The following is a 23,520-nucleotide window of genomic DNA, read 5'->3' as shown; positions in this document are numbered from 1 at the left end:
TCCCCCCCCCCCCCCCCCGTGCCGGTGCGAGCCTGCCACGACGGCGCGCCCGGGGTCGGTCGTCGAGCGCGGGCAGCCACCCGGGGCGGAGAAAGGAGCACGAAGTCCGCACCAGGGGCCCTCCCGGACGGAGAAGGGCTACGAGGTCCGTCGCGGTCGGCGCTCAGAAGCGCCCGCCACCGCCCGAGCCGCCGAAGCCGCCGCCCCCGAAGCCCCCGCCGCCGCCGGAGCCGCCGAAGCCACCGCCCCCGAAACCGCCGCCTCCGAAGCCACCGCCCCCGAAGCCCCCGCCACCGCCGAGGCCCCCGCCGCGGTGGCCTCCGCCGCCGGTGAGGACGGCGCCGAGGATGCCCCCGAGCACGGCGGCCTCCACGGACGAGCCGCGCCGGCCGCCGTACCCGCCCCCGTCGAAGGGGCCGCGGCGGTCGAGGTCGTCGTGCGCGCTGCGCTGGGCCCCCTCGGCCAGCGCGTCCGCGCGCCGCGCCTCGGCCAGCGCCGTGACGGGGTCGTCGTCCGCCGCCCGCTCGGCGCGCGCGAGGGCGTGCTCGGCGTCGCGCAGCAGGGCGCGGGCCTCCTGGCCGACGCCGCCGCGGCGCACCGCGACGACGTCGCGGGCCGCGGCGACCTCGGCGCGCGCGGCGACGAGCGCGTGGTCCAGCCCCGAGCGCGCGCGCCGCGCCCGGACCCTGCGCTCGCGCACCGACGCGAGGGCGGCGTCGAGGGCCTCGTCCGCCTCCTCGAGGCGGCGCAGCGCCGTCAGGGGGTCCTGGCGCCCGGGCTGCTGGGCGGCCTCCGCCTCGGCGACGGCGGCGCGGGCCCGCGCCAGGAGGGGGGCGAGCTCGCGGGCGTCGCCGCCGACGCCGAGGAGCGCCTGCGCCTCGGCGAGGTCCTGCTCGGTCTCCGCGCGGGCGTCGGCGAGGTGGCGCTCGGCCTCCTCGAGCTCGCGCTCGCGCGCGCCGACGCCGTCGAGCAGCCGACGGGCGCGGGTCGTCGCCTGGTCGGCGGCGCGGGCGGCGAGGGCGGCGCGGCCCGTGTCGCCGGCGGCCACGGCCGCCCGCCCCTCCTCGACCTCGTCCTCGGCGAGGTCGAGCGAGGCGCCCGCGTCGTCCGGGGCGGTGCGCACCGCCGCGACGGCGGCGTCGGCGTACTCGCGGTGGAGGGCGGCGAGGCGCTCGTGCTCCTGCGCCACCCGCGGCCGCAGGGCGGCGACGTCGTCGGCGCGCGCGTCGAGCACGGCGCCGGCGCGGCGGCCGAGGTCGCGCAGCGCGTCGAAGGCCTCGGCCTGCTCGTCGAGCGCGGCGTCCGCACGGCCGCAGCGCTCGAGCACCTCGGCCAGCGCCGCGCGCCGCCCCGCCTCGTCGACCTCGACGCGGTCGCCGCCCTCGCCCTCGCCCTCGCCGTCGGCGCGGCGCCGGGCGGCGAAGGCGGCGGACAGGTCGGCGCGGGCCCCGGCGAGGGCGCGCTCGAAGGGCACGACGGCCTCGTCGCCGAACTCCGCCCGCGCGAACTCCACCTCGTTCGCCGACGCCATCACCGCGTCGTCGACGGCGACGAGCGCCGAGCCAGCGCGCCGCTCGAGGTCGGGGAGGGGCTCGACCGGCGCCGGGGCGGGCTCGGGGGCGCGGCGGCGCGCCCGGTCCGAGCGCCGCTCGCGGCGGCCGCGCACCAGGGCGACGACCACGGCGACGGCGACGCCGACGAGCAGGAGCACGACGAGGACCGCGAGGCCGGACACGCCCCCCGACCCGCCGTCGGAGCCTCCGGCCGCCTGCCCCGCCGGCGCACCGGCGCCCGCCGACGTCGCGAGGGCGTCGGCGTAGGCGTCGACGGCGCCCGCCCAGTCGTCCAGCGCCAGACGGCTCTCGGCGGCGGCGTTCGCGGCCGGGGCGTCGACGTCCGCGTCGACGACGCTGCCGTAGGCGCGGTCGCCCGTCGCCACCGCGAGGACGCCGTCGCCGTCTCCCAGCTGGGACAGCTCGCCGGTCTGCTGGGCCCACTCCTGGCCGCCCAGGCCGTCGAAGCTGTCGACGAAGACGACGAAGAGCTGGACGCCGGTCTCGGCGCGCAGGTCGGCGAGGGCCTGCTCCACCTGCTGCTCGTCGTCGACCAGGGCACCCACCTGGTCGGTGACCTGCTCGTCGAGCCGCAGGGGGGCGACGGCCGACGCCGGCGGTGCGAGGAGCAGGGGCGCGAGCACGGCGAGCAGCACCCCCAGCAGGGCCGCGGGGGCGGACCCCGGCGCCGTGGCTCGCCGGGCGCTCACCGCCCGGCCCATCCGCCCGCCCAGGCGCTCGTCCGCCAGGCGTCGGGGGAGGGCAGCAGGACGCCGAGCCGGTCCGCCGGGTCGTCCCAGCGGGAGCCGGCGGGAGCCTCGGCGGGGTCCGGGGCGTGCGCGCCGCCGAGCCGGGCGGCGACGACGGCGACGAGGGCGGCCAGCTCGACGTCGTCCGGCGCGCCGCGGACGACGCGCAGCACCGGTGCGCCGGACCCGGCCGCCTCGACGGCCCCCTCGACCGCCCCGTCGGGCGCGCTGCTCACAGCGGGATGTTCCCGTGCTTCTTGGCGGGGAGCTGCTCGCGCTTGCCGCGCAGCGCCCGCAGCGCCTTGACCACCTCGGCGCGCGTGCGCGACGGCGGGATGACGGCGTCGACGTAGCCGCGCTCCGCCGCGATGTAGGGGTTGGCGAGCGTGTCCTCGTACTCGGCGACGAGGTCCGCGCGCAGCGCCTCGACGTCGCCGCCGGCCTCGGCGGCCTCCTTCAGGCGACCCCGGTGGAGGATGTTGGCCGCCCCCTGCGCGCCCATGACGGCGATCTGCGCCGTCGGCCACGCGAGGTTGACGTCGGCCCCGAGGTGCTTGGAGGCCATGACGTCGTAGGCGCCGCCGTAGGCCTTGCGCGTGATGACGGTGACGAGCGGCACCGTCGCCTCGGCGTAGGCGTAGATGAGCTTGGCGCCGCGCCGGATGATGCCGTTCCACTCCTGGTCGGTGCCGGGGAGGAAGCCGGGGACGTCGACGAGCGTGAGCACGGGCACGTTGAACGCGTCGCACGTGCGCACGAAGCGGGCGGCCTTCTCGCTCGCGTCGATGTCGAGGCACCCGGCCAGCTGCATCGGCTGGTTCGCGACGACGCCGACCGACCGGCCCTCGACCCGGCCGAAGCCGCAGATGACGTTGGGCGCGAAGAGCTCGGAGACCTCGAGGAAGTCGCCGTCGTCGAGCAGGTGCTCGACCACGCGGTGCATGTCGTAGGGCGCGGACGCCGCGTCGGGCACCAGCTCGTCGAGCTCGAGGTCCTCGTCCGTCGTCTCGAGGCCGCGGGGGTCCTCGGGCGCGACGACCGGCGCCTCGGAGAGGTTGTTGCTCGGCAGGTGCGCCAGGAGGTCCTTGACGTAGGCGATGGCCGCGTCCTCGTCCTCGGCGAGGTGGTGCGCGCTGCCGCTGCGCGCGTTGTGCGTGCGCGCGCCGCCCAGCTCCTCCATCGTCACGTCCTCGCCCGTGACGGTGCGGATGACGTCCGGGCCCGTGATGAACATCTGCGACGTGCCGTCGACCATGACGGTGAAGTCGGTGAGGGCGGGGGAGTAGACGTGCCCGCCGGCGGCCGCGCCGAGGATCACCGAGACCTGCGGGACGACGCCGGACAGGTGCGCGTTGCGCCGGAAGATCTCGCCGTAGAGCCCGAGGGAGACGACGCCCTCCTGGATCCGCGCGCCGCCGCCCTCGACGAGGCCGACGACGGGGCAGCCCGTCTTCAGGGCCAGGTCGAGCACCTTGACGATCTTCTCCCCGTACACCTCGCCGAGGGACCCGCCGAAGACGGTGACGTCCTGGCTGAAGACGGCGACCGGGCGGCCGTCGACCGTGCCGTAGCCCGTGACGACGCCGTCGCCCGGCGGCCGGCGGCGCTCCTGCCCGAACTGCGTCGAGCGGTGGCGGGCGAGGGCGTCGAGCTCGGTGAAGGAGTCCTCGTCGAGCAGCGCCTCGAGGCGCTCGCGCGCCGTCCCCTTGCCGCGGGAGTGCTGGCGCTCGACCATCCGCGCCGAGCCCGCGTGCACGGCCTCGTCGGTGCGGGCGGCGAGGTCGGCGATCTTCGCCGCGGTGGTGTGCGGCGCGTCGTCGCGGCCGGGGGCGGCGCCGCTCTCGTCGGCTGCTGCGGGCATGGGGAGGGCCTCCGGGGGACGGGCGGCGCCGCGGCGTCCTCGGCCGGCGGCTCGGTCGGTGGTCTCGGCGCTCGGTCCTCGGCGGCGCCCCTGCGGGGAGGTCTGAGCGCGACGGTCGGCGACTCTAGTGCGCCTACGCTGCCGGGGTGAGCAGCGCCGGGCCCTGGGCGGACCTCGCCCGCCCGCCGCTGCGGGGGGCGGCGCTGCGGTCCGCCCTCGTGCGCCCGGCCGGGCCGCTCGGCCGGCTCGAGGTCGAGGCGGCCCTCGACTCGACGAGCACCGCGCTCGCCGAGCGCGCCCGCGCTGAGCCCGGCGCCTGGCCCGACCTCTCGGTGCTCGTGGCCGAGCACCAGGTGCAGGGACGGGGGCGGCGCGGCCGCACCTTCACCACCGCCCCGCGCGCGGCCCTCACCGCCTCCGTCCTCCTGCGCGCGCCCGCCGGCTCCGCCCCCTCCCTGCCGTGGCTGCCGCTGCTCACGGGCCTCGCCGTCGTCGAGGTGCTGCGTCGGCGCGCCGGGCTGCAGGCCGTGCTCAAGTGGCCCAACGACGTGCTGGTGCCCCCTCCGCCGCGCCCTCCGGCCGCAGCCACCGCCGGACCCGCCTCCGCGGGGCCCGCGAAGGTCTGCGGCGTGCTCGCCGAGGTGCTGCCGCCCGGTGCCGGGGCGCCGGACGAGGGCCCCGTCGTCGTCGTGGGGGTCGGGATCAACGTCGACGCCCGGGCGGACGAGCTGCCCGCCGCGGGCGCCACCTCGCTGCGCCTCGGCGGCGCCGCGACCACCGACCGGGACGTGCTGCTGCGGGCGCTCCTGCGCCGCCTCGCCGACCACTGGGAGCGCTGGGGCGCCGCGGCGGCCGGGGGCGGCCCGCTGCCCGCCGGCCTCACCGACCCCGTCCGCGAGGTCTGCTCCACGCTGGGCGAGCGCGTGAGGGTCGAGCTGCCGGGCGGTGCGGCGCTCGAGGGCGTGGCCGAGTCGCTGGACGCCTCGGGGGCGCTCGTCGTCCGCACGGCGGACGGGCCGCGCGCCGTCACGGCCGGCGACGTCGTGCACCTGCGCCCGGGCGACGGCGCCCCGGCGCCCGACGGCGGGCGCAGGTGAGCGGGGCCGCCCCCGCGCCAGGACCCGGACCGGACGCCCGTCCCGGCGACGGCGCGGGGGCCGGGCCGGCCGGGTCCGACGCGCTCGCCCGGGCGGCCCTGGCCGCGGAGCGGGCGCTGCTGGGCGGGGAGCCCTCGCTGTCGCGCCGCGAGGTGGCGACCGCCGCGGGGGTGCGGCTGCGGGACGCGCGGGCGCTCTGGCGGGCGCTGGGCCTGCCGAACGTCGAGTCCTCCGTGCCGGCCTTCACGCAGACCGACGTCGACGCGCTGGCGCAGGTCACCCGCCTCGTCGCGGACGTCCGGCTCGGCGAGGAGCGGGCGCTGGAGCTGGCGCGGGCCATCGGGCGGACGATGGACCGGCTGGCGTCCTGGCAGGTCCAGCTGCTGCTGGAGGAGACCGGCAGCGCCGACGAGGTGCCCGCCCGGCTGCAGGAGGTGGTCGAGGACCTGCGCCCGCTGCTCGACTACACGTGGCGCCGCCACCTCGCGCACGCGCTCGACCAGCTGGCCGCCGACCGGCTCGCCCGCGACCCGGCCATGACGATGCAGCGCACGGTCGGCTTCGCCGACATCGTCGCGTTCACGAGCGTGGCCCGGCGGGTCTCCGAGACCGAGCTCGGCCGGCTCGTCCACCGCTTCGAGGTGACCGCGGCCGACGTCGTGGCGCGCCACGGCGGCCGGGTCATCACGATGGTCGGCGACGAGGTGCTCTTCGCCTGCGCCCCGGGGGCGGCGCCGGCCGGCATCGCCCTCGACCTCGCGGAGGCCATGGACGAGGACCCCGACCTCCCGCGCGTGCGGGTCGGGCTCGCCACCGGGCGGGTCGTCGCGCGGCTCGGCGACCTCTTCGGCACGCCCGTCAACCGCGCCTCCCGGCTCACGGCGATCGCCCGGCCCGGCACGGTCCTCCTCGACGGCCCCACCGCCCACCCCCTGGTCGGCACGCCCGGGCTGGACCTGCGGCCGCTGAGGGAGCGCGAGCTGCGCGGGCTGGGTCCCGTGCGCCCCTGGCTCCTGCGCCGCTCACCGGCGGGGGCGGGCACCGGCTCGGGCGCGGACCCGGAGGGGGCGGCGTCGCCGTCCGACGACGAGGCGCTCTGGCGCCTCGAGGGCCTCGGCGGGCCCTGAGGAGCCCTCAGCCGCGGCCCTCGCGCCGGGGCAGGCGGCGGACGAGGTCGAGGACGGCCCACCAGGTCACGCGGACGACGGCCTCGCCGACGATGGCGGGGCCCATCTTGGAGCGGCCGGCGGCGCGCTCGACGAAGGTGATGGGCACCTCGACGACCCGTGCCCCGTGGCGCACCGCGCGGAGCGTCGTCTCCACCTGGAAGCAGTAGCCCGTGGAGCGCATGCCCGCGACGCCGACGCGCTCGAGCAGCTCCGCGCGGAAGGCGCGGAAGCCCGCCGTGGCGTCGCGCACCCCGAGGCGCAGCGCCGCGCGGATGTAGGCGTTGCCCCCGCGGGAGAGCAGCTGACGGCGGCGCGGCCAGCCCCGCGTGCCGCCCCCGCGCACGTAGCGCGAGCCGATGGCGAGGTCGGCGCCGCCCGGGCCCACGGCGTCGAGCAGGGCCGGCAGGCGGTCGGCCGGGTGGGACAGGTCGGCGTCCATCTCGACGACGACGTCGTACCCGCGCTCGCGGGCCCAGGCGAACCCGGCCCGGTAGGCGGCGCCGAGCCCGTCCTTGCCCGCGCGGCGCAGCAGGTGCACGCGCGGCTCGGGACGGGCGGCGACGAGGTCGCCGCTGCCGTCGGGGCTCGCGTCGTCGACGACGAGGACGTCCGCGCCCGGCGCGGCGGCGAGGACGGCGTCCAGGAGCGCTCCGAGCGTGGCCGCCTCGTCGTAGACGGGCACGACGACGACGGCCCTCACGCGACGGCCCTCACGCGGCGCTGCCCGGCTCTGCCCCACTGCGCCCCGGCCCCGTCCGGTGCGGCCCCGGCACGAGCAGGGCCTCCGACGGCGGGACGGGCGGGGGCCGGTGCCCCGGGACGTCGCGGAAGACCAGCGCCCGGTAGGCGACGAAGCGGAAGGCGGTGCCGAGGACGAGGCCCACGCCGTTGGCGGACACGTTGTCCGCCAGCACGCTCGTGAGCCCGAGGAGGTAGTGGGAGACGGCGAGGCACGCCAGCGCGATGCCGGTGCCGCCGGCGTTCACGGCCAGGAAGAGGAGGAGCTCGCGCCGGGTGGAGCCCGTGGTCCGGTGGCCCCAGGTCCACCACCGGTTGCCGAGCCACGTGACCGCCGTCGCGACGACGGTCGAGACGACCTTGGCGGTGAGGGGCCGGTCCTCGAGCAGGCCGAGGGCCGAGGTCCGCAGGAGGGTGAAGACGCCGACGTCGACGACGAAGCCGGCGCCGCCGACGAGGAGGAAGCGCCACACCTCCTCGCCCACGTGGCGCGGGCGGCGGCGCAGCGCGCTCCGCCAGCGGCCTGCCGTCACGGCCCGGTCTCCTGACGCCACCGCTCCGTCTCCTCCCGCCCGCACCCTCGACACCCCGCACGCCACGGTGCGCGCGGCCGGGCAGCGGCCGTGGTGCGAACCTACCTGCGCTCTCGTGGCGCCCCCGACCGCCCGGGTCGGTGGCGGCTCGGCCCGGACGGGTGAGGAGGACGCGTCCGCCGTCGGTAGCCTCCGCGCGTGCGCCCCTCCCGCTGCCGTCCGCCCCGCCGGTCTCCGGACGGGCCCGCCCGCCGGGGCCGACCGTCCGCCGGGGCCCGCCCGTGAGCGCCGGGGCGACCTCCGCCGACGCCGCGTCGGCGGCGGCCGGGACCCGCACGGGCGCGGGCCCGGGCTTCCCCGTCGTGGCGGTCGTCGGCGGCGGGCAGCTGGCGCGGATGATGCAGCCGGCCGCCGTCGAGCTCGGCGTCGGCCTGCGGGTCCTCGCGACGTCCGCGGCGGAGAGCGCCGCGCTGGCGGTCCCCGACGTGCGCCTGGGCGCCCACACCGACCTCGCCGCGCTGCGGTCGGTCGCGGACGGCGCGGCCGCCCTGACCTTCGACCACGAGCACGTGCCGACCGAGCACCTGCGCGCCCTCGAGGCCGACGGCGTCGCCGTGCGCCCGGGGCCGGCCGCGCTCGTGCACGCCCAGGACAAGCTCGTCATGCGCCGCCGCCTCACCGACCTGGGCGTCCCGTGCCCGCGGTGGGCGCCCGTCGACGACGTCGACGCGCTCGTGGCCTTCGGCGACGGCGGGGACGACGGCGAGGGGGGCTGGCCCGTCGTCCTCAAGACGCCCCGCGGCGGCTACGACGGCAAGGGCGTCCGCGTGCTCGACGACGCCGCCGCCGCGCGCGCCGCGCAGGACTGGTTCGACGCCGCGGACGGCCCCCTGCTCGTAGAGGAGGCCGTGCCCTTCGTCCGCGAGCTCGCCGTCCTCGTCGCCCGCAGCGCCAGCGGGCAGGCTTCGGCCTGGCCCGTCGTCGAGACGGTCCAGGTGGGCGGCGTCTGCAGCGAGGTCACCGCTCCGGCACCGGGTCTCGACGAGGACCTCGCCGCGGAGGTCGTGGGGACGGCGCTGCGCGTCGCCGGGGAGCTCGGCGTCACCGGCGTGCTCGCCGTCGAGTGCTTCGAGACGGCGGACGGCCGGGTCCTCGTCAACGAGCTCGCCATGCGGCCCCACAACTCGGGCCACTGGACGCAGGACGGCGCGGCGACGTCGCAGTTCGAGCAGCACCTGCGGGCGGTGCTCGACCTGCCGCTCGGCTCGCCGCGCGCGCGGGCCCGCTGGACGGTGATGGCCAACGTCCTCGGCTCCCCCCGCGCGGACCGCGCGGCGGAGGACCCGGAGGCCATGTACCGCTCCTACCTGCACGTCATGGCGCGCGACCCGGAGGTCAAGGTGCACCTGTACGGCAAGGGCCCGCGCCCCGGGCGCAAGCTCGGGCACGTCACCGCCTGGGGCGACGACCTCGAGGACGTGCGCGCCCGGGCGCGGCACGCCGCCGCCTTCGTCGCGGGGGACATCGATGAGTGAGGGCCCGCTCGGCGCCGTCGTCGGCGACGGCGACCCGCTCGTCGGCGTCGTCATGGGCTCGGACTCCGACTGGCGCGTCATGGAGGCCGTCTCGACCGCCCTGTCCGAGTTCGCCGTCCCGCACGCCGTGGACGTCGTGTCCGCCCACCGGATGCCCGAGCGGATGGTCGACTACGGCCGCGCCGCCGCCGACCGCGGGCTGCGCGTCGTCGTCGCGGGCGCCGGGGGAGCGGCGCACCTGCCGGGCATGCTGGCCGCGCTGACGCCGCTGCCCGTCGTGGGGGTGCCGGTGCCGCTGGCCCACCTCGACGGCGTGGACTCGCTGCTGTCCATCGTGCAGATGCCGGCGGGCGTGCCCGTGGCCACGGTCTCCGTCGGGGGCGCGCGGAACGCCGGGCTGCTCGCCGTCCGCGTCCTGGCGGCGGGCGACGACGAGCGCGGGGCCGACCTGCGCGCGCGGATGGCGCGATTCCAGGACGCGCTGCGCGCCGCCGCCGAGGCGAAGGGCGCCGCGCTGCGGGAGCGGGTCGGCGGCGCCTGAGGGCGGCCGGCCGCGGCCGCCTCAGACGAGGCCGAGCCGCGGCGCCTCGATCGCCGGGCAGGCGTCCATGACGACGTCGAGCCCGGCCGCGCGGGCGCGGGCCGCGGCGTCCTCGTCGACGACGCCGAGCTGCATCCACACCGCGTGGGCGCCCAGGCGGATCGCCTCGTCGACGACCGCTCCCACGCGCGACGAGTTGACGAAGCAGTCCACGACGTCGAGCGGGCCGTGCCGGTCCGCCGTGGCGAGGTCGGGGAAGCCGTGCTCGCCGTGGACGTCGACCGCCCGCGGGTGCACCGGCACGACCTCCGCGCCGAGCCGCTCCTGGAGGAAGCGCGCGACGCCGTAGGCGGGTCGGTCGGTGTTGTCGGACAGCCCGACCACCGCCCACCGGCCGGGCTCGGTGAGCAGGCGGCGGACGACGTCGGGGTCGTTGGCGTGCGGCGCGGAGGTCATGCCGCCATGGTGCGCCGCCGACGGCGTCGTCGGCGTCCCGGAGGGCGCTGTGGGCGGACGGTCCTCGGGGACCGAGCGCGCCCTACCCTCGGCGCATGGTGCCCACGTCGCTCCTCGTCACCGCGATGATCGGCGGCTTCGCCGTCGCGCTGACCGCCGTGCTCGCCGTCGTCGGGGTGCTCGGGAGCCGGCTGACGGACCTGCGTGCCGACATGACCGGGCGCTTCGACGGCGTGGACCGCCGCTTCGACGGCGTCGACCGTCGCGTCGAGCGGCTGGAGGAGCGCGTGGGGGGCGTCGAGGAGCAGATGACGGCGGTGCGCGCGTCGCTCGGGGCCGTCGACGCGCGGCTGACGACGCTGGAGCGCTGACGGCCCCGGCACGGCTCAGCCGCCGAGCGCAGCCGCCTGGGCGTCCGCGATGGCCCGGACCGCCTCGGTGTCGTCCGCGCGCAGCGCCGACCACAGGGCGTCCGCCTGCTCCTCGTCCCAGTCCACGACCTGCCCGGAGTTGGTGACCCGGTCCGTCGCCGCCACGGGCACGGTCATCGACACGCCGTCCGCCGACGAGGCGGCCCGCATGCCGCGGGCGAAGGTGACGAGGTCGCCCAGGCCCGTGGACTCGTCGACCGTGAGGGCGGAGCCGCCGGCCGCTGCGGTGGGGAAGGCGCGGAAGGGGTTGAGCAGGAGCCCCGGCGAGGTGCCCTCGGCGGCGATGGCCGCCATGAGCTGGCGCTGGCGGTCACCGCGCCCGAGGTCGCCGCGGGGGTCCTCGTACCGGGTGCGGGCGTAGCCCAGGGCCGTGTCGCCGTCCATGACCTGGCACCCCGCCGCGATGTCCAGGCGCGCCTTCGGGTCCTCGATCGCGGTCTCGGGGCACATCTCGACCCCGCCGACGGCGTCGACGATGTCGGCGAAGCCCGTGAAGCCCGTCTCGACGTAGTCGTCGACGTGCAGGCCGGTGGCCAGCTCGACGGTGTCGACGAGCAGGGGAGCGCCGCCGAGCGAGAAGGCGGCGTTGATCTTCGTCTCGTAGTAGCCGGGGACCTCGACGTAGGAGTCGCGGGGGATGCTGACGAGGACGCTGGGGCCGCCCCCGTCCGGGACGTGCAGCAGCAGGATGGAGTCGGTCCGGGCGCCCGGTGCGTCCCCGCCGATCGTCGTGCCCTCGCGGCTGTCGGACCCCACGAGCAGGTACGTGTCCCCGGGCGTGTCCTCCACGGCGGACGCACCGAGGGCGTCGACGCGCTGCAGGGCTCCCAGGGCCGTCAGCCCCAGCGCCACCGGGTAGGCGACGAGCGCGGCCGCCACGAGGACGGCGAGCAGGACGCCGGCGCGGCGTCGACGGACGCGGGAGGAGGGCCGGCGGCGGCCGTACGTCGTCCCGGTCGGAGCCGCGGCCCGGCCGACGGGGTGGCGCCCCGCGCGGTCGGCCTCCGCGACGGGCGGCAGCGGCGGCTCGGGCGCGCGGTCACGCACGGCGCCGGCCGGGCGGGGCGAGGAGGGCGGGGGCAGCTGCTGGCGCCGCTCACCGACGTCGGGCCGCCGCAGGCGGGGCCGGGCGCGGTAGGTCGTCGACGGGCCCCAGCGCGGCTCCTCGGTCTCCGCGGCGGGGCCCCGCCGACGGTCGGGCTGGCTGGGCATGCGCGCGAGGATACGGGCGCCGGCCGGGGGCTCCCTGAGCGCGCGCACGGCGCGTCGCGGGCTCGGCCACCACCCGACGCGGGAGGTGACCGAGCGTCACGCGATCACGGTCGTCACCGGGAGCGCAGGGCCTCCAGGTGCTCGGCGACCTGCTCGACGGTGGGCAGCAGGCCCTGCTCGCGGGCCTCGGCGAGCGTCGGCGCCGCGGTGTCCTTCTCCGACAGCAGCGGCTCGAGCGGGCGGCCGTCGCGGTCCTGCGTCGGCCACGCGACGGCCAGGTCGGGGTCGCGCGGGTCGACGCCGTGCTCGCGACCGGGGGAGTAGCCCTCCGAGCACAGGTAGACGACCGTGCTGCCCTCGGCCAGCGACATGAAGGCGTGGCCGAGCCCCTCCGCGAGGTAGACGGCGCAGCGGTCGACGTCGTCGAGGAGCACCGAGCGCCACTGCCCGAAGGTGGGCGACCCGACGCGGATGTCGACGACGACGTCGAGCACCGCCCCCGCGGGGCAGAAGACGTACTTGGCCTGTCCCGGGGGGACGTCCGCGAAGTGGATCCCCCGGACGACGCCGGCGGCCGAGACGCTGCAGTTCGCCTGCGCGAGCCGCAGCGGGTGCCCCGTCTGCTCGGCGAAGGCGGTCTCGGTGAACCACTCCATGAAGACGCCTCGGGCGTCGCGGTGCTGGGTCGGGCGCACGACGAAGGCGCCCTCGATGTCCAGGGGTTCGACCGCCATGGGAGCACCATAGGAGACGTCAGCGCGGCGCCCGAGGTGCCCTCGGGTGCCGCCGCCCGCGCTGCTGCGCGTGCTCAGGTGCCGTGGCCCCGGGCCGCCGCCTCCTCGAGACCGTGCCGACCGGCGGGGACGACTCCCCGCCGGCGCCTCGGGTCCTGGAGGAGCCGGGGGCGGGCGGGAGGTGGTCCGTCCGAGGCAGGGGCCGGTCTCCGTGGCGAGAGGCGGGGGTCCGGCCGGGTGCCCCCGGGCCTCGTCGCACCGGACGCAGCGCGTGCGCTGGGCCACGGAGGCCTGGCGGCCACCGCCGCGGTCGAGGTGGTGGCGTCCGCTGCCGCTCGGGGAGACGTCGGCCCTCGCCCGTCGCTCAGAGCCGGACCGTGGCGCTCGTGACCCCCCAGATGCGGCTCGTGTCGGCGGCGACGAGGCGGAGGTAGCTCCCCCGCGGCACGGACGTGGTGACGTCCACGTCGCCCGAGCGGTCCGTCGTGGCGGTGGCCACGGTCCTCCACGTGCTCCCGTCGTGGCGCTGGACGGCGACGGGCCGTCCTGTCCACGGGACCATGCGCTGCTGCACGGTGTGGTACGCGCGGAGCGACCCCGTCAGTCGCAGGGAGTCGCCGCGCCGCTTGACGCCCCTGAGCGCCGCCTGCGAGTGGGCCCTCACGTCGACGCGCACGGTGGCGTCGGCGAGGACGCAGCCGCCGTCGGACGTCCTCCAGCCGGAGAGCTTCCAGCCGAGCCGGCCCCAGCCAGGGAGGTGCGCCACGTCGAGCACCAGGTCGGCCCGGTGCGTGGTGGGCCGACCGGCCATCGGAGCGGTGCTCGTCCCGCTCGCTCCGACGCGTCCTCCGGCGCCGACGAGGGAGACGGTGGCGACGTCGAGGGGCGCGCTGGACTGGACGGCGATCTGCATCCTCTGGCGCGGAGCGCCCACCCGGAGCACCGGCGGGGCGTCGGTGCGCACGAAGCGCGTCGTGGAGGATGCCGTCGCCTCCGCCGTCGTCGCTGCTGCGGACTCACCGGCCCGCGGGTCGGCGGTCGCTGCTGCCGCCGCACCGCCGCCGACGAGCAGGACGGCCGCCAGCGCGGCCGCGAGCGTGCTCCGGTGGTGATGGCGATGGCGATGGCTCATGGTCTGCTCCTCCGGTACGGCGCTGTTCGTCCTCAGCGCCATCGGCCCGCAGGCCGCAGGGGTGAGCGACCTCCCGTGCCGAGGCGCGCACCTCACCCGCCCGGCGGACGACCGGCCGACGGTGCGGGGGCGACCGTCGCGCGCTCGGGGGCGTGCCGCTGCCACGATGGCCCGATGACGACGAGGTGGGCCGTGGTGGGCGCCAGGGGGATGCTCGGGGCGGAGGTGGTGTCGGCGCTCCGCGGCAAGGGGGCGGACGTGGTGGCGCTCTCGCGCGACGAGCTGGACGTCACGGACGCCGCGGCGTGCCGGTCTCGCCTGTCCGGGGTCGACGTGGTCGTCAACGCCAGCGCCTGGACGGCCGTGGACGACGCCGAGGCGTCCGAGGCCGCCGCCTTCGCGGTCAACGCCACGGGCGCCCGGAACCTCGCGGTCGCGGCCTCCGGAGCGGGGGCCCGGCTCGTGCACGTCTCCACGGACTACGTCTTCGACGGCGAGGCGTCGACCCCCTACGCCGAGGACGCCGTGACGGCTCCCCGCTCGGCGTACGGCCGCACCAAGCTCGCGGGCGAGTGGGCGGTCGCGGCCGCGAGCCCGGACCACCTCGTCGTGCGCACGGCCTGGCTCTACGGCGCGGCGCCGTGCTTCCCGCGCACCATCGCCCGGCTGCTGTCCGAGCGGGACCGCATCGCCGTCGTCGACGACCAGCGGGGCCAGCCGACGTGGGCCCGCGACGTGGCGGACCTCGTCCTCCGGCTCGTCGACGCCGCAGCGCCGGGCGGGACCTACCACGGCACCTCCAGCGGCACGGCCACCTGGCGGGACCTGGCCCGCGCCGTGGCCACGTCGTCCGGCCTCGACCCCGAGCGCGTGGAGGCGACCACCTCCGCCGCGTACCAGCGCCCTGCGCCGCGCCCGACCTGGAGCGTCCTGGGGCACGAGCGCCTGCTCGCCGTCGGCGTCGATCCCGTGGGGAGCTGGGCGGACCGCTGGGAGGTGGCCGCGCCCTCCGTCCTCGGGCCGTCGGCGGTCGGCTGATCCCGGCGCCCGGGAGCGGCGCCGCAGCGCGTCACCCGTTCGGACCAGCGTCGTGCCGTCCGCCCCAGGACGTCCTCGTGGCGCGCTTGGATGGGTGTGCGCCGGCGCGGTGCCGGGGCAGGACGAGGGGACATCCATGCGAAGCAAGGACATGGCACGTCGGGCAGCCGTCATCGCCGCTGCGGGAGCGCTCGCGCTGGGCCTGGGCGTCTCGCCCGCGGCGGCCGCGGGGACGGCGCCGGAGTGCACCGTCCAGCCGCTCCCGCCCACCCGGGTCTCGATGGACACGCCCTTCAAGGAGGTGCCCGTCCCGGTCGTCGGGGACTGCGAGCGTGACGTGAGCGTGCTCGTCGACGTCGTCGACCCGCGCGGGGAGATCGACTGGGTGCTCGAGTACGACGCCGCCACGCCGGTCGACGCCTGGCCCGTCGTCTCCGACATGCGCCCGGGCACCTACGTCTTCGCGGGCGACCCCGAGGTCAACACCGCGGACGTGCTCCTCGCGACCAGCGTCGTGAAGTACGGGGCCAAGGCCGGCCTGCGCGGGGAGCGCCGGGGCGACCAGGTGCAGCTCCTCGTGGCCGGGCAGTACTTCAACGGGGTGCAGGACCGGTACGTGCCCCTGCGGGACCGGCGCGCGACCGTCCAGATCCTCGGCAAGGACGGCAAGACCTGGCAGTACCTGCGCTCGGTGACCCTGCCGCGCGACGGCCGGGTCTTCTACACGTTCAACAACCGCTACGCCGCCACCTACCGGGTGGTCACCTGGGAGACGGACAACATCTTCTCCCGGACGTCCGCGGCGGTCACCGTCCGCTGACACTCGCTCTCCCGCAGCAGGAAGGGCTCGTCGGCAGCAGCCGTCGAGCCCTTCCGCGCTCCTGGCCGGCCGTCGACGTGACGATCCGGTCACGGCGGAGCGGGGGCCGTGCGCGAGGCGGTCGGCGTCGCTTGGATACGACTGGCGGTGCCACCGCGGCACCCGGAGGGGGAGGACCACCGATGACGTCGACCGCTGTGACGAGAGCAGCCCGGAGCCCGAGGGAGGCGGCTCGACGGCTGGCCACCGCCGGGACGGCCGCGCTGCTGGCCGCCGCCACCCTGGCGGCGCCCGCCGCCGCGGCGTCGCCGGTCCCGGGCTGCGCTCCCGAACCGGTGCTGAAGAGGTACGTCTCCCTCGACCGACCCGTCCAGGAGGTCCCGGTCGTGCTCCTCGAGAGCTGCGACCGCGACGAGGAGCTCGTGGTGGACGTCCTCGGGCCGCGCGGACTCGTGGACAGCCTGTCCTACCCGGTCGGGGAGGACCTCGACCTGTGGACGGTGACCGACCAGGCGCAGCCCGGGCAGTACGTGTTCGACCTCCCGCCGAGCGGCGTGAGCCAGCCGTTCACCACGGCCGTGACCGAGGTCAAGTACGGGTCGAAGGCGGCGCTCTACGGACGGCGGGACGGCGTCGACCGCGCCGAGGTGCGCCTGACGGTGTACTCCCTGTACTACAACGGGCGCCGCCACCAGTACGAGTCGCGTGAGGGGCAGCGGGCGACCATCCAGATCCTGGGCGAGGACGGCCGCACCTGGCAGTACCTGCGCACCGTGGAGATCGGGCGGGGGGGTTTCGCCACCTTCACGCTGGACAACAAGTACGCGGCGACCTACCGGGTGGTGAACTGGGAGACGGACGCCGTCTTCCCGCGGACCTCGACCAGCGTGACCGTCGGGCGCGCCTAGCTCCGTGCCGGCCCGGGCCCGGCAGCCTCTGCCGGGCCCGGGCGTCCACGGCCACCACGGGCGCGCCGTCCCGACCCGGACGGCGAGGACGTCCGGCGCGCAGAGCTGGGCGAGTCGCGACGTCGTCGTGCGGGGCGGAGGCCTAGCGTCCGGTGCGTGGACCTGACGCGCCGCGCCGCCCTCACCGCACTCGCCTCCGGGGCACTCGGCGTCGCCGCCGGCCGAGGGGCGGAGGAGGCGACCGCGGTCGAGGCGTCGCTGCGCTCGGCGGACGCGCTCACCCTCGAGCAGCAGGTCGGTCAGCTCTTCGCCGTCGGAGTGCCCTTCGGGCGCAGGAGCACAGCGACGGCGATGGTCGACGACCACCGCGTCGGCACGATCTTCTGGGCCGGGCGCAGCTCGGCCGGCTTGAGGGCGCTGGCGGCGGACAACGCCGCGGTCCAACGCCGCAACACCGCGGCGACCACGGGTGGAGTGCTGTCCTTCACCGCCCTGGACCAGGAGGGCGGGCAGGTGCAGGCGCTGCGCGGGCCCGGCATCTCCGACATCCCCAGCGCGCTCGTGCAGGGCCGCTCCTCGGCAGCCGTCATCGAGGAGCGGGCAGCCACCTGGAGCCGGCAGCTGCGCCAGGCGGGCTTCACGATGAACCTCGCGCCGGTGACCGACGTCGTCCCCTACGCGCTGCGCTCCGCCAACGCGCCGATCGGGCGCCACGACCGGCAGTTCGGCTACACCGGGGACTCGGTCGCGACCGCGACGGCCGCCTGGGTGCAGGGCTCGCTCAGCGCGCGGGTCCAACCGGTGCTCAAGCACTTCCCCGGCCTCGGCCGGGTGACGGCGAACACCGACACGACCTACCTGGTGCGCGACACGGGGACCCCCCGCATCTCCGCGACGCTGACGCCCTGGCGCGCGCCGGTGCTGGCGGGAGCCGGGGCCGTCATGGTCTCGAGCGCGATCTACGACCTCATCGACCCCTCGCGGCAAGCCTTCCGCTCGCGCGTCGTCGTCAGCGGCTTCCTGCGCGGCGACCTGGGCTTCCAGGGCGTCGTCATGACCGACGACGTCGGGAACGCCGCCGCGGTGAAGTACGTCCCCGTCGGCGCTCGTGCCGTGCAGCACATCGAAGCCGGCGGAGACCTCGTGCTCACGCTGGCGCCGCAGCAGGTCCCCGTCATGGTCGACGCGGTGCTGTCCCTCGCTCGCCGCAGCAGCACCTTCCAGGGCCTCGTGCGCGCCTCGGCGGCGAGGGTCCTGGCGCTCAAGGCCCGGGAGGGCCTGGCGTGAGACGACGAGGCGGCGGCGGGGTCTCGGCAGCCACGCTGCCGAGACCCCGTCGGCCGCTCGCGCTCGTCCGCCGGAGGGACGCTCCCGGTGTCGTCAGACGATGCCGCCGACGCGCTGCCCCGGCGACGTCCGGCTGAAGATCTTGTAGGTCTCGTAGGCGACGGCCCGGTACTGGCCGTCGTACGTGTTGGTGACAGGCCCGACGAAGCACCCGTCCGCCCCGGTGCGAACGGTCGTGAGGTACTGGTACCGGCCGTACGCGTCCGTGTTCTGGAGGACCACGCGGTGGTCGCGCCACGGCAGGTGCGCACCGCGACTGGCGGTGTAGCAGGAGGCGCAGACCTCCATGTCCACCCACGCCGGGTCCACGCGCGGGTCGTCGAACCATCGACCCGCGCGCAGGTCGATCTTCGAGCAGTACTCGAGGACGGCCGAGGTGGGGACGTAGCCAGGGGTCCCGCTGCGCGCGGTGCACGTCCCCGGGCGCAGGGAGCTGGGGATGTCCCAGATCGCGTACGGGTCGCCCGTCGGGCGGTCGACGTCGAAGGTCGTGGAGTACCCCCTGGGGCCGAGGACGTCGAAGGAGGCCGCCTCGACGCCGCACCGGTCGTCGGTCGCGATGCGGGCCTGGTGCAGCGGGCGGTCGGTGCTCACGCGGCCCGGGAGGTCGAGCTGGGTCGTGCAGGCGTCGGTGCTCGTGCTCGCCGACGCGGGGGGGGCGGCGGTGGCGGCGCCCGCGGCGACGAGGGCGGTGGCGGACAGGGTGGCGGCGACGCGCCGGAGGGCAGAGCGCACGGGACCTCCTCTCGGCTGGCGGTGCTCTCGGGACGGGCGAGCCGCGCCCCGGCCTCGGACGACACGCCCGGCGGCGCTCGCACCTCAGGAGCGCGCGCGCACCGAGGTGCCGTCGACGTCCTGGTCGTCACGGTCCCGTGACCCGAGGCACCCCGACCGGTGGTCATGGGGGCGGACGTCGGGCGCGGCCCCGCGGCGGCACCGCCTACTCTCGCGCCGTGTCCTCCCGCGTGCTGCTCGTGAGCTCGAACGGCTCCGGCATGGGACACCTCACCCGCCTCGTCGCCATGGGACGTCGGGCCTCCCCCGGGACGGACGTCCACGTGCTCTCGATGTCCTCCGCGGTCCCGCTGGCCGCGGGTGACCTCCCCTACCAGTACGTCCCGAGCGCGGACGACCTCGGCATCCGGCCGCGGCGCTGGAACGCGGTGCTGCGCAGGCGCCTCGGTGAGGCGGTGGAGCGCCTGCGGCCGTCGGTGCTCGTCTTCGACGGCACCTACCCGTACCGAGCGGTCGCCGAGATGGGGGACCGGTACCCGGACGTGCGGCGCGTGTGGTCGCGCCGGCCCATGTGGAGGCCCGGGCTCGGGGCGCCCCAGCTGCGCCTCTCCCGTCGCTTCGACCTCGTGCTCGAGCCGGGGGAGCTGGCCGCGCGCCTGGACGGCGGGCTCACCGCGTCGCGCGGCGACGCCCTGCCGGTGCGCCCGATCACCCTCCTGGACCCGCCGGACCTCCTCGACGCCCGAGCGGCGAGGCGGGCGCTCGACCTCGAGCAGGACGTCCCGACGGCTCTCGTGACGCTGGGCGCGGGCGGCTGGCAGGACGTCGACACCGACCTGGGGAGGGTCGTCAGCGGCCTGCGCCGGCGGGTCCCCGACGTCCAGCTGTGCCTCGTCCGACCCTCCATCGCCCGGTCGGACGCCGACCCGGGGAGGGGCGTGCGCTCGGTGAGCGCCTACCCGCTGAGCCGGTACCTGCGGGCCTTCGACCTCGTCGTGACCGCCGCCGGCTACAACACCTTCCACGAGACGGTGGCCTTCGCCCGGGCCGGCGCCTTCGTCGGGGTGCGGGCCCAGCTCGACGACCAGCCCCGTCGGGCCAGGTGGGCCGAGGAGGAGGGCGTGGGCGTGGACCTCCACCCGCAGGAGCCGGCGTCCCTCGAGCGCGCTGCGAGGCTGCTCGCCGACCCGGAGGCGCGCACGAGCGCCGAGGGACGGTGCCGCGAGCTCTGGCCCGGCAACGGCGCCGCGGAGGCGATGGCCGTCGTGGAGGCGCTGGGCGCCGGTGCGGCTGTCGGGGAGCTGGCGGCCGTGCGCGACGCGGCCCGGGCCGTGCCGGCGGAGGGAGTGGCGTGACCGCGCTCGCGGTCGTCCGCGCCCAGGTCGGTCGCGCGCTGGACCCCGTCGTCGCCGCCCTCGCCCGGCTCGGCGGCGGAGCACCGCCCGGCCTCCGCCGGGGTGCCGGGGCGGCTCCGGCGGACGTGCCGGTCGTCGTCGTGCACCTGCGCGCGGGCGTCGAGGAGGACGCCGACGGCGTGCTCGCGGCCGTGACCGCGGCGCGTCGCGCGGGCGAGACCTTCACGCCCGTGCTGCTGCTCGAGCGCCCGGTGCTGGCGCCGTACCGGAGGGCGGGGTACGCCGTCGAGCTCGTCGGCCCCCCGGGGGTGGCCGCCGCGCGCGAGGAGGCGGTGAGGACCTACGCCGCCGCGGCCGTGGTCGAGGTCTCGCCGCGCGACCTCGAGAGCTCCGCGCACCTGGTCGAGCGGCTGCTGGACGCGGTGCCCCCGGTCCCGTCGGGGCCGGTGGCCGCCGTCCGGCGCGCCGCTCGCGCCGTGGAGCGGCTGCTGCCCTGAGAGGGCGGCCCGCCGCCCGGGCGGACGGACCTCAGCGGCGGTCCTCCAGCAGTCGCAGGAGGTACTCCCCGTACCCGCTCTTGCGCAGCGGCTCCGCCAGCGCGGCCAGCTGGTCGTCGTCGATCCAGCCCTCGCGCCAGGCGATCTCCTCGATGCACCCGATCTTGTAGCCCTGGCGCGCCTCGACGACCTGGACGAACTCCGATGCCGCCATCATGTCGTCGACCGTCCCGGTGTCGAGCCACGCCGTCCCCCGCTCCAGCACGGAGACGGTGAGGTCGCCGCGCCGCAGGTAGGCGTCGTTGACGGCGGTGATCTCCAGCTCGCCGCGGGCGCTCGGCCGGATGCCGCCGGCGATGCCCACGACGTCCGCGTCGTAGAAGTACAGGCCGGGGACCGCGAACGAGCTCTTGGGCTCCTGCGGCTTCTCCTCCAGCGACAGGACGCGCCCGTCCTCGGCGAACTCGACGACGCCGTAGGCCCGAGGGTTGCTCACGTGGTAGGCGAAGACGTGCCCGCCGCGGACGTCGGTGAGGCGCTTGAGCGCCGTGCCGAGGCCCGTGCCGTAGAAGATGTTGTCGCCCAGGACGAGGGCCACGGGCTGGTCGCCGATGAAGTCGGCGCCGATGAGGAAGGCCTGGGCGAGGCCCTCCGGCCTCGGCTGGACCGCGTAGGAGATCTCCATGCCGAGCTCCGAGCCGTCCCCGAGGAGGCGGCGGAAGGAGTCGGAGTCCTCCGGCGTCGTGATGACGAGCACCTCGCGGATCCCCGCCATCATCAGCGTGGACAGCGGGTAGTAGATCATCGGCTTGTCGAACACCGGCATCAGCTGCTTGCTGATGGCGCGGGTGATGGGCCACAGGCGCGTGCCGGTGCCGCCGGCCAGGATGATCCCTCGCATGGTCGCGGACGCTACCGTGGCGCCCGCCATGAGCCAGGACGACACCGCCGCCGCGCCCGGCACCCCCGCGCCCCCGGTCTCCGTCGTCATGACGGTCCTCGACGAGGCGCGCCACCTCGAGGAGAGCGTGCGCTGCTCGCTCGGCCAGGAGTACGACGGCGAGCTCGAGGTCGTCGTCGCCGTCGGCCGCAGCGCCGACGGGACCCGCGAGGTGGCCGACCGGCTAGCGGCCTCCTCCGGGGGCCGTGTCGTCGTCGTCGACAACCCGGACCCGCGCGGCGCGACGCCCGCCGGGCTGAACGCCGCCGTGGCGGCCGCGCGGCACGACGTCCTCGTCCGCGTCGACGGCCACTCGATGCTGCCGCCGGGGTACGTGGCCACGGCTGTCGAGGCGCTGGTGGCCACGGGGGCCGACAACGTCGGCGGCCTGATGGCCGCTGAGGGGAGCACCCCCTTCGAGCGCGTCGTCGCCCGCGCCATGACGACGAAGCTCGGCGTCGGCAGCGCCCCGTTCCACACGGGGGGGTCCGCCGGACCGGCCGACTCGGTCTACCTGGGCGTCTTCCGCCGGGACGCGCTCGAGCGCGTCGGCGGCTACGACGAGCACTACCTGCGCGCCCAGGACTGGGAGCTCAACCACCGGCTGCGCGCCACGGGCGGCCTCGTGTGGTTCGACCCGCGGCTCGAGGTGGCCTACCGCCCCCGGTCGACGCCCGAGGCCCTGGCGCGGCAGTACTTCCACTACGGCCGGTGGCGCCGCGCCATCGTGCGGCGTGACGCCAGCACCGTGTCGCCGCGCTACCTCGCCCCGCCCGCCGCCGTCCTCGGAGCGGGGGCCGGTGCGCTCGTCGGGCTGCGGTGGCGTCCGGCGCTGCTCCTCCCGGGCGGGTACGCCGCCCTGCTCCTGGCCGGCGGGGCCGCCTTCGGGGCCGGCCTCGGGCTGCGCGGCCGGCTCGCCCTGGCCGGCGTCTACGGGCTCATGCACGGGGCGTGGGGGCTCGGGTTCCTCACGAGCCCTCGTGCGCTCGCCCGTCCGGACGCGCCGACCGGCTGACGTCGCTCGGGCTCCCTCCGCGACGGGTGTCCGCCCAGACCCGGAGCTGCTCCGCGAGCCGGCGCCCGTCGCGTCGCCAGTCGAGCTCCTCGAGCGCGTACCGACGTCCCGCGGTCGCGAGAGCGCGCCGCCGACCTGCGTCGTCCCGGAGCGCGCGCACCGCGGCCGCGGCGGCGGGGACGTCCTCGAAGGGCACGACAAGGCCAGCGCCGGCCGCCTCGACGAGCTCGACCGCCGCTCGGTTGGGCGTCGTGACGACGGGGAGCCCGTGCGCCATGTACTCCATGAGCTTCGTGGGTCGCGAGTGCGCGTAGTTCGGCTCGTCGTGCAGCAGCGAGAGGCCGGCGAGAGCACCGGCGAGGCCGGCGAGGGCCTCGTCGTTCGGCACGAACCCCCGCCAGCGGACGTGACCGGCCTCGTGCGCCGCACGCAGCGCGTCGCGGACGTCGCCGTCGGCCGGGCCCACCACCTCGACCTCGACCTCGCCCGCGAGCTCGCGGCCGAGGGCCACGAGCTCCAGGCCGCCGCGAGCCCGGGTGACCCGACCGAGGTAGACGACGCGGTCCGCGCCGGGTGGGGGCACGTCGTCCAGCGGCACGAGGACGCTGTTGGGGACGACCGGGTGCGGCCGGCGGAAGCGGTCGGCGTACCCGGTCTCCGCGAGCGTGAGGTGCAGGTGCCGCTCCGCCGCGCGCTCGGCCGCCCGCACGGCGGCGGGCAGCACCCGCCGCGCCGGACCGGGCAGCCACGTCTTCATCGACAGGGCGGCCGCGGTGTCCTCGTGGACGTCCCAGACCACGGCGGCCGAGCGGGTGGCCCGGGCGCCTGCGACAGCCGCGAGCAGCTCGGGGTCGTGGACGAGCACGACGTCGTGGCGCGGCGCCTCCCGGCGCAGGAGCGCCGTCGCGGCGCGCAGGGCGGCCAGCCGGCGGCGGCCGACCGCCCGCGGCAGGTCGAGCGGGCGCACGCCGGGCGGCGGCGTGCGGTGGTAGGCGGTGAAGGGCGCTGCGTAGGTGACCGTGCACCCCGCGTCGAGCAGGGAGAGGAGCTGGCGGTGCCGGATCCGGGCGTCCTCCGGGTCGTGCACGACCGTGACGACGAGGACGCGCAACCCGTCCGCCGGA

24 protein-coding genes are annotated in these 23,520 nt (G+C 77.3%); 12 read left to right on the top strand and 12 right to left on the bottom strand.

Features of this window, described 5'->3' with window-relative positions:
- Positions 1-163: 163 nt before the first annotated feature.
- The 3 genes from WDV85_RS00595 to WDV85_RS00585 are packed head-to-tail and all read right to left on the bottom strand — an operon-like array spanning position 164 to position 4,163.
- The gene (locus WDV85_RS00595; RefSeq protein WP_339568784.1) at positions 164-2,263 is read right to left on the bottom strand and encodes a TPM domain-containing protein; all 2,100 of its coding nucleotides are present in this window, start codon (positions 2,261-2,263) and stop codon (positions 164-166) included.
- A complete protein-coding gene (locus tag WDV85_RS00590) occupies positions 2,260-2,538 on the bottom strand; it encodes an acyl-CoA carboxylase epsilon subunit (RefSeq protein ID WP_339568783.1) in 279 nt (92 codons plus the stop codon). The genes WDV85_RS00595 and WDV85_RS00590 overlap by 4 nt, the downstream gene beginning before the upstream one ends.
- Positions 2,535-4,163: an acyl-CoA carboxylase subunit beta gene (locus tag WDV85_RS00585; protein WP_339568782.1), complete on the bottom strand. Its 1,629-nt coding sequence runs from the start codon at positions 4,161-4,163 to the stop codon at positions 2,535-2,537. Before WDV85_RS00585 ends, WDV85_RS00590 begins: the two co-directional genes overlap by 4 nt.
- Positions 4,164-4,309: 146 nt before the next feature.
- On the opposite strand from WDV85_RS00585, the gene WDV85_RS00580 reads away from it, so the two are divergent.
- Positions 4,310-5,260 (top strand): biotin--[acetyl-CoA-carboxylase] ligase, encoded by a 951-nt coding sequence (locus tag WDV85_RS00580; protein WP_339568781.1) that lies wholly within the window; start codon positions 4,310-4,312, stop codon positions 5,258-5,260.
- Positions 5,257-6,387: an adenylate/guanylate cyclase domain-containing protein gene (locus WDV85_RS00575; protein ID WP_339568780.1), complete on the top strand. Its 1,131-nt coding sequence runs from the start codon at positions 5,257-5,259 to the stop codon at positions 6,385-6,387. The genes WDV85_RS00580 and WDV85_RS00575 overlap by 4 nt, the downstream gene beginning before the upstream one ends.
- Before the next feature lie 7 nt (positions 6,388-6,394).
- On the opposite strand, the gene WDV85_RS00570 is transcribed toward WDV85_RS00575, so the two are convergent.
- A complete protein-coding gene (locus tag WDV85_RS00570; RefSeq protein ID WP_298991610.1) occupies positions 6,395-7,129 on the bottom strand; it encodes a polyprenol monophosphomannose synthase in 735 nt (244 codons plus the stop codon).
- A gap of 10 nt (positions 7,130-7,139) precedes the next feature.
- The gene (locus WDV85_RS00565; RefSeq protein ID WP_339568779.1) at positions 7,140-7,700 is read right to left on the bottom strand and encodes a GtrA family protein; all 561 of its coding nucleotides are present in this window, start codon (positions 7,698-7,700) and stop codon (positions 7,140-7,142) included.
- Between the two features lie 395 nt (positions 7,701-8,095).
- Between WDV85_RS00565 and WDV85_RS00560 the strand changes: the two genes are divergently transcribed.
- Positions 8,096-9,235, top strand: a complete 1,140-nt coding sequence (locus WDV85_RS00560) for a 5-(carboxyamino)imidazole ribonucleotide synthase (RefSeq protein ID WP_445263151.1) — start codon at positions 8,096-8,098, stop codon at positions 9,233-9,235.
- Positions 9,228-9,776: a 5-(carboxyamino)imidazole ribonucleotide mutase gene (gene purE / locus WDV85_RS00555; RefSeq protein WP_339568777.1), complete on the top strand. Its 549-nt coding sequence runs from the start codon at positions 9,228-9,230 to the stop codon at positions 9,774-9,776. The genes WDV85_RS00560 and purE overlap by 8 nt, the downstream gene beginning before the upstream one ends.
- A 21-nt stretch (positions 9,777-9,797) precedes the next feature.
- Here purE and WDV85_RS00550 read toward each other — a convergent pair whose 3' ends face one another.
- Positions 9,798-10,232, bottom strand: coding sequence for a CoA-binding protein (locus tag WDV85_RS00550; RefSeq protein ID WP_298991602.1), 435 nt, complete (start codon positions 10,230-10,232; stop codon positions 9,798-9,800).
- A gap of 95 nt (positions 10,233-10,327) precedes the next feature.
- Between WDV85_RS00550 and WDV85_RS00545 the strand changes: the two genes are divergently transcribed.
- Complete coding sequence (locus WDV85_RS00545; protein WP_298804218.1) at positions 10,328-10,603, top strand: hypothetical protein; 276 nt, start codon at positions 10,328-10,330, stop codon at positions 10,601-10,603.
- A gap of 15 nt (positions 10,604-10,618) precedes the next feature.
- Here WDV85_RS00545 and WDV85_RS00540 read toward each other — a convergent pair whose 3' ends face one another.
- The 3 genes from WDV85_RS00540 to WDV85_RS00530 form a co-directional block, all read right to left on the bottom strand.
- Positions 10,619-11,875, bottom strand: a complete 1,257-nt coding sequence (locus tag WDV85_RS00540) for an LCP family protein (RefSeq protein ID WP_339568776.1) — start codon at positions 11,873-11,875, stop codon at positions 10,619-10,621.
- A 113-nt stretch (positions 11,876-11,988) separates the two neighbouring features.
- A complete protein-coding gene (locus tag WDV85_RS00535; RefSeq protein WP_339568775.1) occupies positions 11,989-12,609 on the bottom strand; it encodes a dTDP-4-dehydrorhamnose 3,5-epimerase family protein in 621 nt (206 codons plus the stop codon).
- Between the two features lie 364 nt (positions 12,610-12,973).
- The gene (locus tag WDV85_RS00530; RefSeq protein ID WP_339568774.1) at positions 12,974-13,741 is read right to left on the bottom strand and encodes a hypothetical protein; all 768 of its coding nucleotides are present in this window, start codon (positions 13,739-13,741) and stop codon (positions 12,974-12,976) included.
- Positions 13,742-13,915: 174 nt separating this feature from the next.
- On the opposite strand from WDV85_RS00530, the gene rfbD reads away from it, so the two are divergent.
- From rfbD to WDV85_RS00510, 4 genes are all read left to right on the top strand, one after another.
- Positions 13,916-14,779: a dTDP-4-dehydrorhamnose reductase gene (gene rfbD / locus WDV85_RS00525; protein ID WP_339568773.1), complete on the top strand. Its 864-nt coding sequence runs from the start codon at positions 13,916-13,918 to the stop codon at positions 14,777-14,779.
- Between the two features lie 136 nt (positions 14,780-14,915).
- Positions 14,916-15,599, top strand: a complete 684-nt coding sequence (locus tag WDV85_RS00520; protein WP_339568772.1) for a hypothetical protein — start codon at positions 14,916-14,918, stop codon at positions 15,597-15,599.
- A 182-nt stretch (positions 15,600-15,781) separates the two neighbouring features.
- A complete protein-coding gene (locus WDV85_RS00515; RefSeq protein WP_339568771.1) occupies positions 15,782-16,507 on the top strand; it encodes a hypothetical protein in 726 nt (241 codons plus the stop codon).
- Positions 16,508-16,663: 156 nt separating this feature from the next.
- Complete coding sequence (locus WDV85_RS00510; protein WP_339568770.1) at positions 16,664-17,794, top strand: glycoside hydrolase family 3 N-terminal domain-containing protein; 1,131 nt, start codon at positions 16,664-16,666, stop codon at positions 17,792-17,794.
- A 93-nt stretch (positions 17,795-17,887) separates the two neighbouring features.
- On the opposite strand, the gene WDV85_RS00505 is transcribed toward WDV85_RS00510, so the two are convergent.
- On the bottom strand, positions 17,888-18,589 hold the full coding sequence (locus tag WDV85_RS00505) for a hypothetical protein (RefSeq protein WP_339568769.1): 702 nt from the start codon (positions 18,587-18,589) through the stop codon (positions 17,888-17,890).
- A 218-nt stretch (positions 18,590-18,807) separates the two neighbouring features.
- Here WDV85_RS00505 and WDV85_RS00500 point away from each other — a divergent pair, with 218 nt between their 5' ends.
- Both WDV85_RS00500 and WDV85_RS00495 read left to right on the top strand, forming a co-directional pair.
- Positions 18,808-19,944, top strand: coding sequence for a hypothetical protein (locus tag WDV85_RS00500; protein ID WP_339568768.1), 1,137 nt, complete (start codon positions 18,808-18,810; stop codon positions 19,942-19,944).
- Positions 19,941-20,441 (top strand): hypothetical protein, encoded by a 501-nt coding sequence (locus WDV85_RS00495; RefSeq protein WP_339568767.1) that lies wholly within the window; start codon positions 19,941-19,943, stop codon positions 20,439-20,441. Before WDV85_RS00500 ends, WDV85_RS00495 begins: the two co-directional genes overlap by 4 nt.
- Positions 20,442-20,472: 31 nt before the next feature.
- Here the strand turns inward: WDV85_RS00495 and rfbA are convergent, their stop codons facing one another.
- Positions 20,473-21,342 (bottom strand): glucose-1-phosphate thymidylyltransferase RfbA, encoded by an 870-nt coding sequence (gene rfbA / locus WDV85_RS00490; RefSeq protein WP_339568766.1) that lies wholly within the window; start codon positions 21,340-21,342, stop codon positions 20,473-20,475.
- Between the two features lie 28 nt (positions 21,343-21,370).
- Here rfbA and WDV85_RS00485 point away from each other — a divergent pair, with 28 nt between their 5' ends.
- Positions 21,371-22,396 carry a glycosyltransferase family 2 protein gene (locus tag WDV85_RS00485; RefSeq protein WP_339568765.1) on the top strand — a complete coding sequence of 342 codons (1,026 nt, stop codon included), beginning with the start codon at positions 21,371-21,373 and terminating at the stop codon, positions 22,394-22,396.
- Here the strand turns inward: WDV85_RS00485 and WDV85_RS00480 are convergent.
- Positions 22,350-23,507 carry a glycosyltransferase family 4 protein gene (locus tag WDV85_RS00480; protein WP_445263150.1) on the bottom strand — a complete coding sequence of 386 codons (1,158 nt, stop codon included), beginning with the start codon at positions 23,505-23,507 and terminating at the stop codon, positions 22,350-22,352. The two genes, WDV85_RS00485 and WDV85_RS00480, sit on opposite strands and share 47 nt — an antisense overlap.
- Between the last annotated feature and the right edge of the window lie 13 nt (positions 23,508-23,520).

Source organism: Pseudokineococcus sp. 5B2Z-1 (genome assembly GCF_037482305.1).
GTDB lineage: Bacteria > Actinomycetota > Actinomycetes > Actinomycetales > Quadrisphaeraceae > Pseudokineococcus.
Note: the sequence above shows the minus strand (reverse complement) of the source record. Positions and strands in the feature narration are given on the sequence as shown.

Bases quoted from the DNA above. Each gene is read 5' to 3' on its own strand.
- WDV85_RS00485 (WP_339568765.1), top strand. From the start codon at position 21,371: ATGAGCCAGGACGACACCGCCGCCGCGCCCGGCACCCCCGCGCCCCCG.
- WDV85_RS00550 (WP_298991602.1), bottom strand. From the start codon at position 10,232: ATGACCTCCGCGCCGCACGCCAACGACCCCGACGTCGTCCGCCGCCTG.
- WDV85_RS00535 (WP_339568775.1), bottom strand. From the start codon at position 12,609: ATGGCGGTCGAACCCCTGGACATCGAGGGCGCCTTCGTCGTGCGCCCG.
- WDV85_RS00585 (WP_339568782.1), bottom strand. From the start codon at position 4,163: ATGCCCGCAGCAGCCGACGAGAGCGGCGCCGCCCCCGGCCGCGACGAC.
- WDV85_RS00540 (WP_339568776.1), bottom strand. From the start codon at position 11,875: ATGCCCAGCCAGCCCGACCGTCGGCGGGGCCCCGCCGCGGAGACCGAG.
- rfbD (WP_339568773.1), top strand. From the start codon at position 13,916: ATGACGACGAGGTGGGCCGTGGTGGGCGCCAGGGGGATGCTCGGGGCG.
- WDV85_RS00530 (WP_339568774.1), bottom strand. From the start codon at position 13,741: ATGAGCCATCGCCATCGCCATCACCACCGGAGCACGCTCGCGGCCGCG.
- rfbA (WP_339568766.1), bottom strand. From the start codon at position 21,342: ATGCGAGGGATCATCCTGGCCGGCGGCACCGGCACGCGCCTGTGGCCC.
- WDV85_RS00545 (WP_298804218.1), top strand. From the start codon at position 10,328: ATGGTGCCCACGTCGCTCCTCGTCACCGCGATGATCGGCGGCTTCGCC.
- WDV85_RS00515 (WP_339568771.1), top strand. From the start codon at position 15,782: ATGACGTCGACCGCTGTGACGAGAGCAGCCCGGAGCCCGAGGGAGGCG.
- WDV85_RS00560 (WP_445263151.1), top strand. From the start codon at position 8,096: ATGATGCAGCCGGCCGCCGTCGAGCTCGGCGTCGGCCTGCGGGTCCTC.
- WDV85_RS00520 (WP_339568772.1), top strand. From the start codon at position 14,916: ATGCGAAGCAAGGACATGGCACGTCGGGCAGCCGTCATCGCCGCTGCG.
- purE (WP_339568777.1), top strand. From the start codon at position 9,228: ATGAGTGAGGGCCCGCTCGGCGCCGTCGTCGGCGACGGCGACCCGCTC.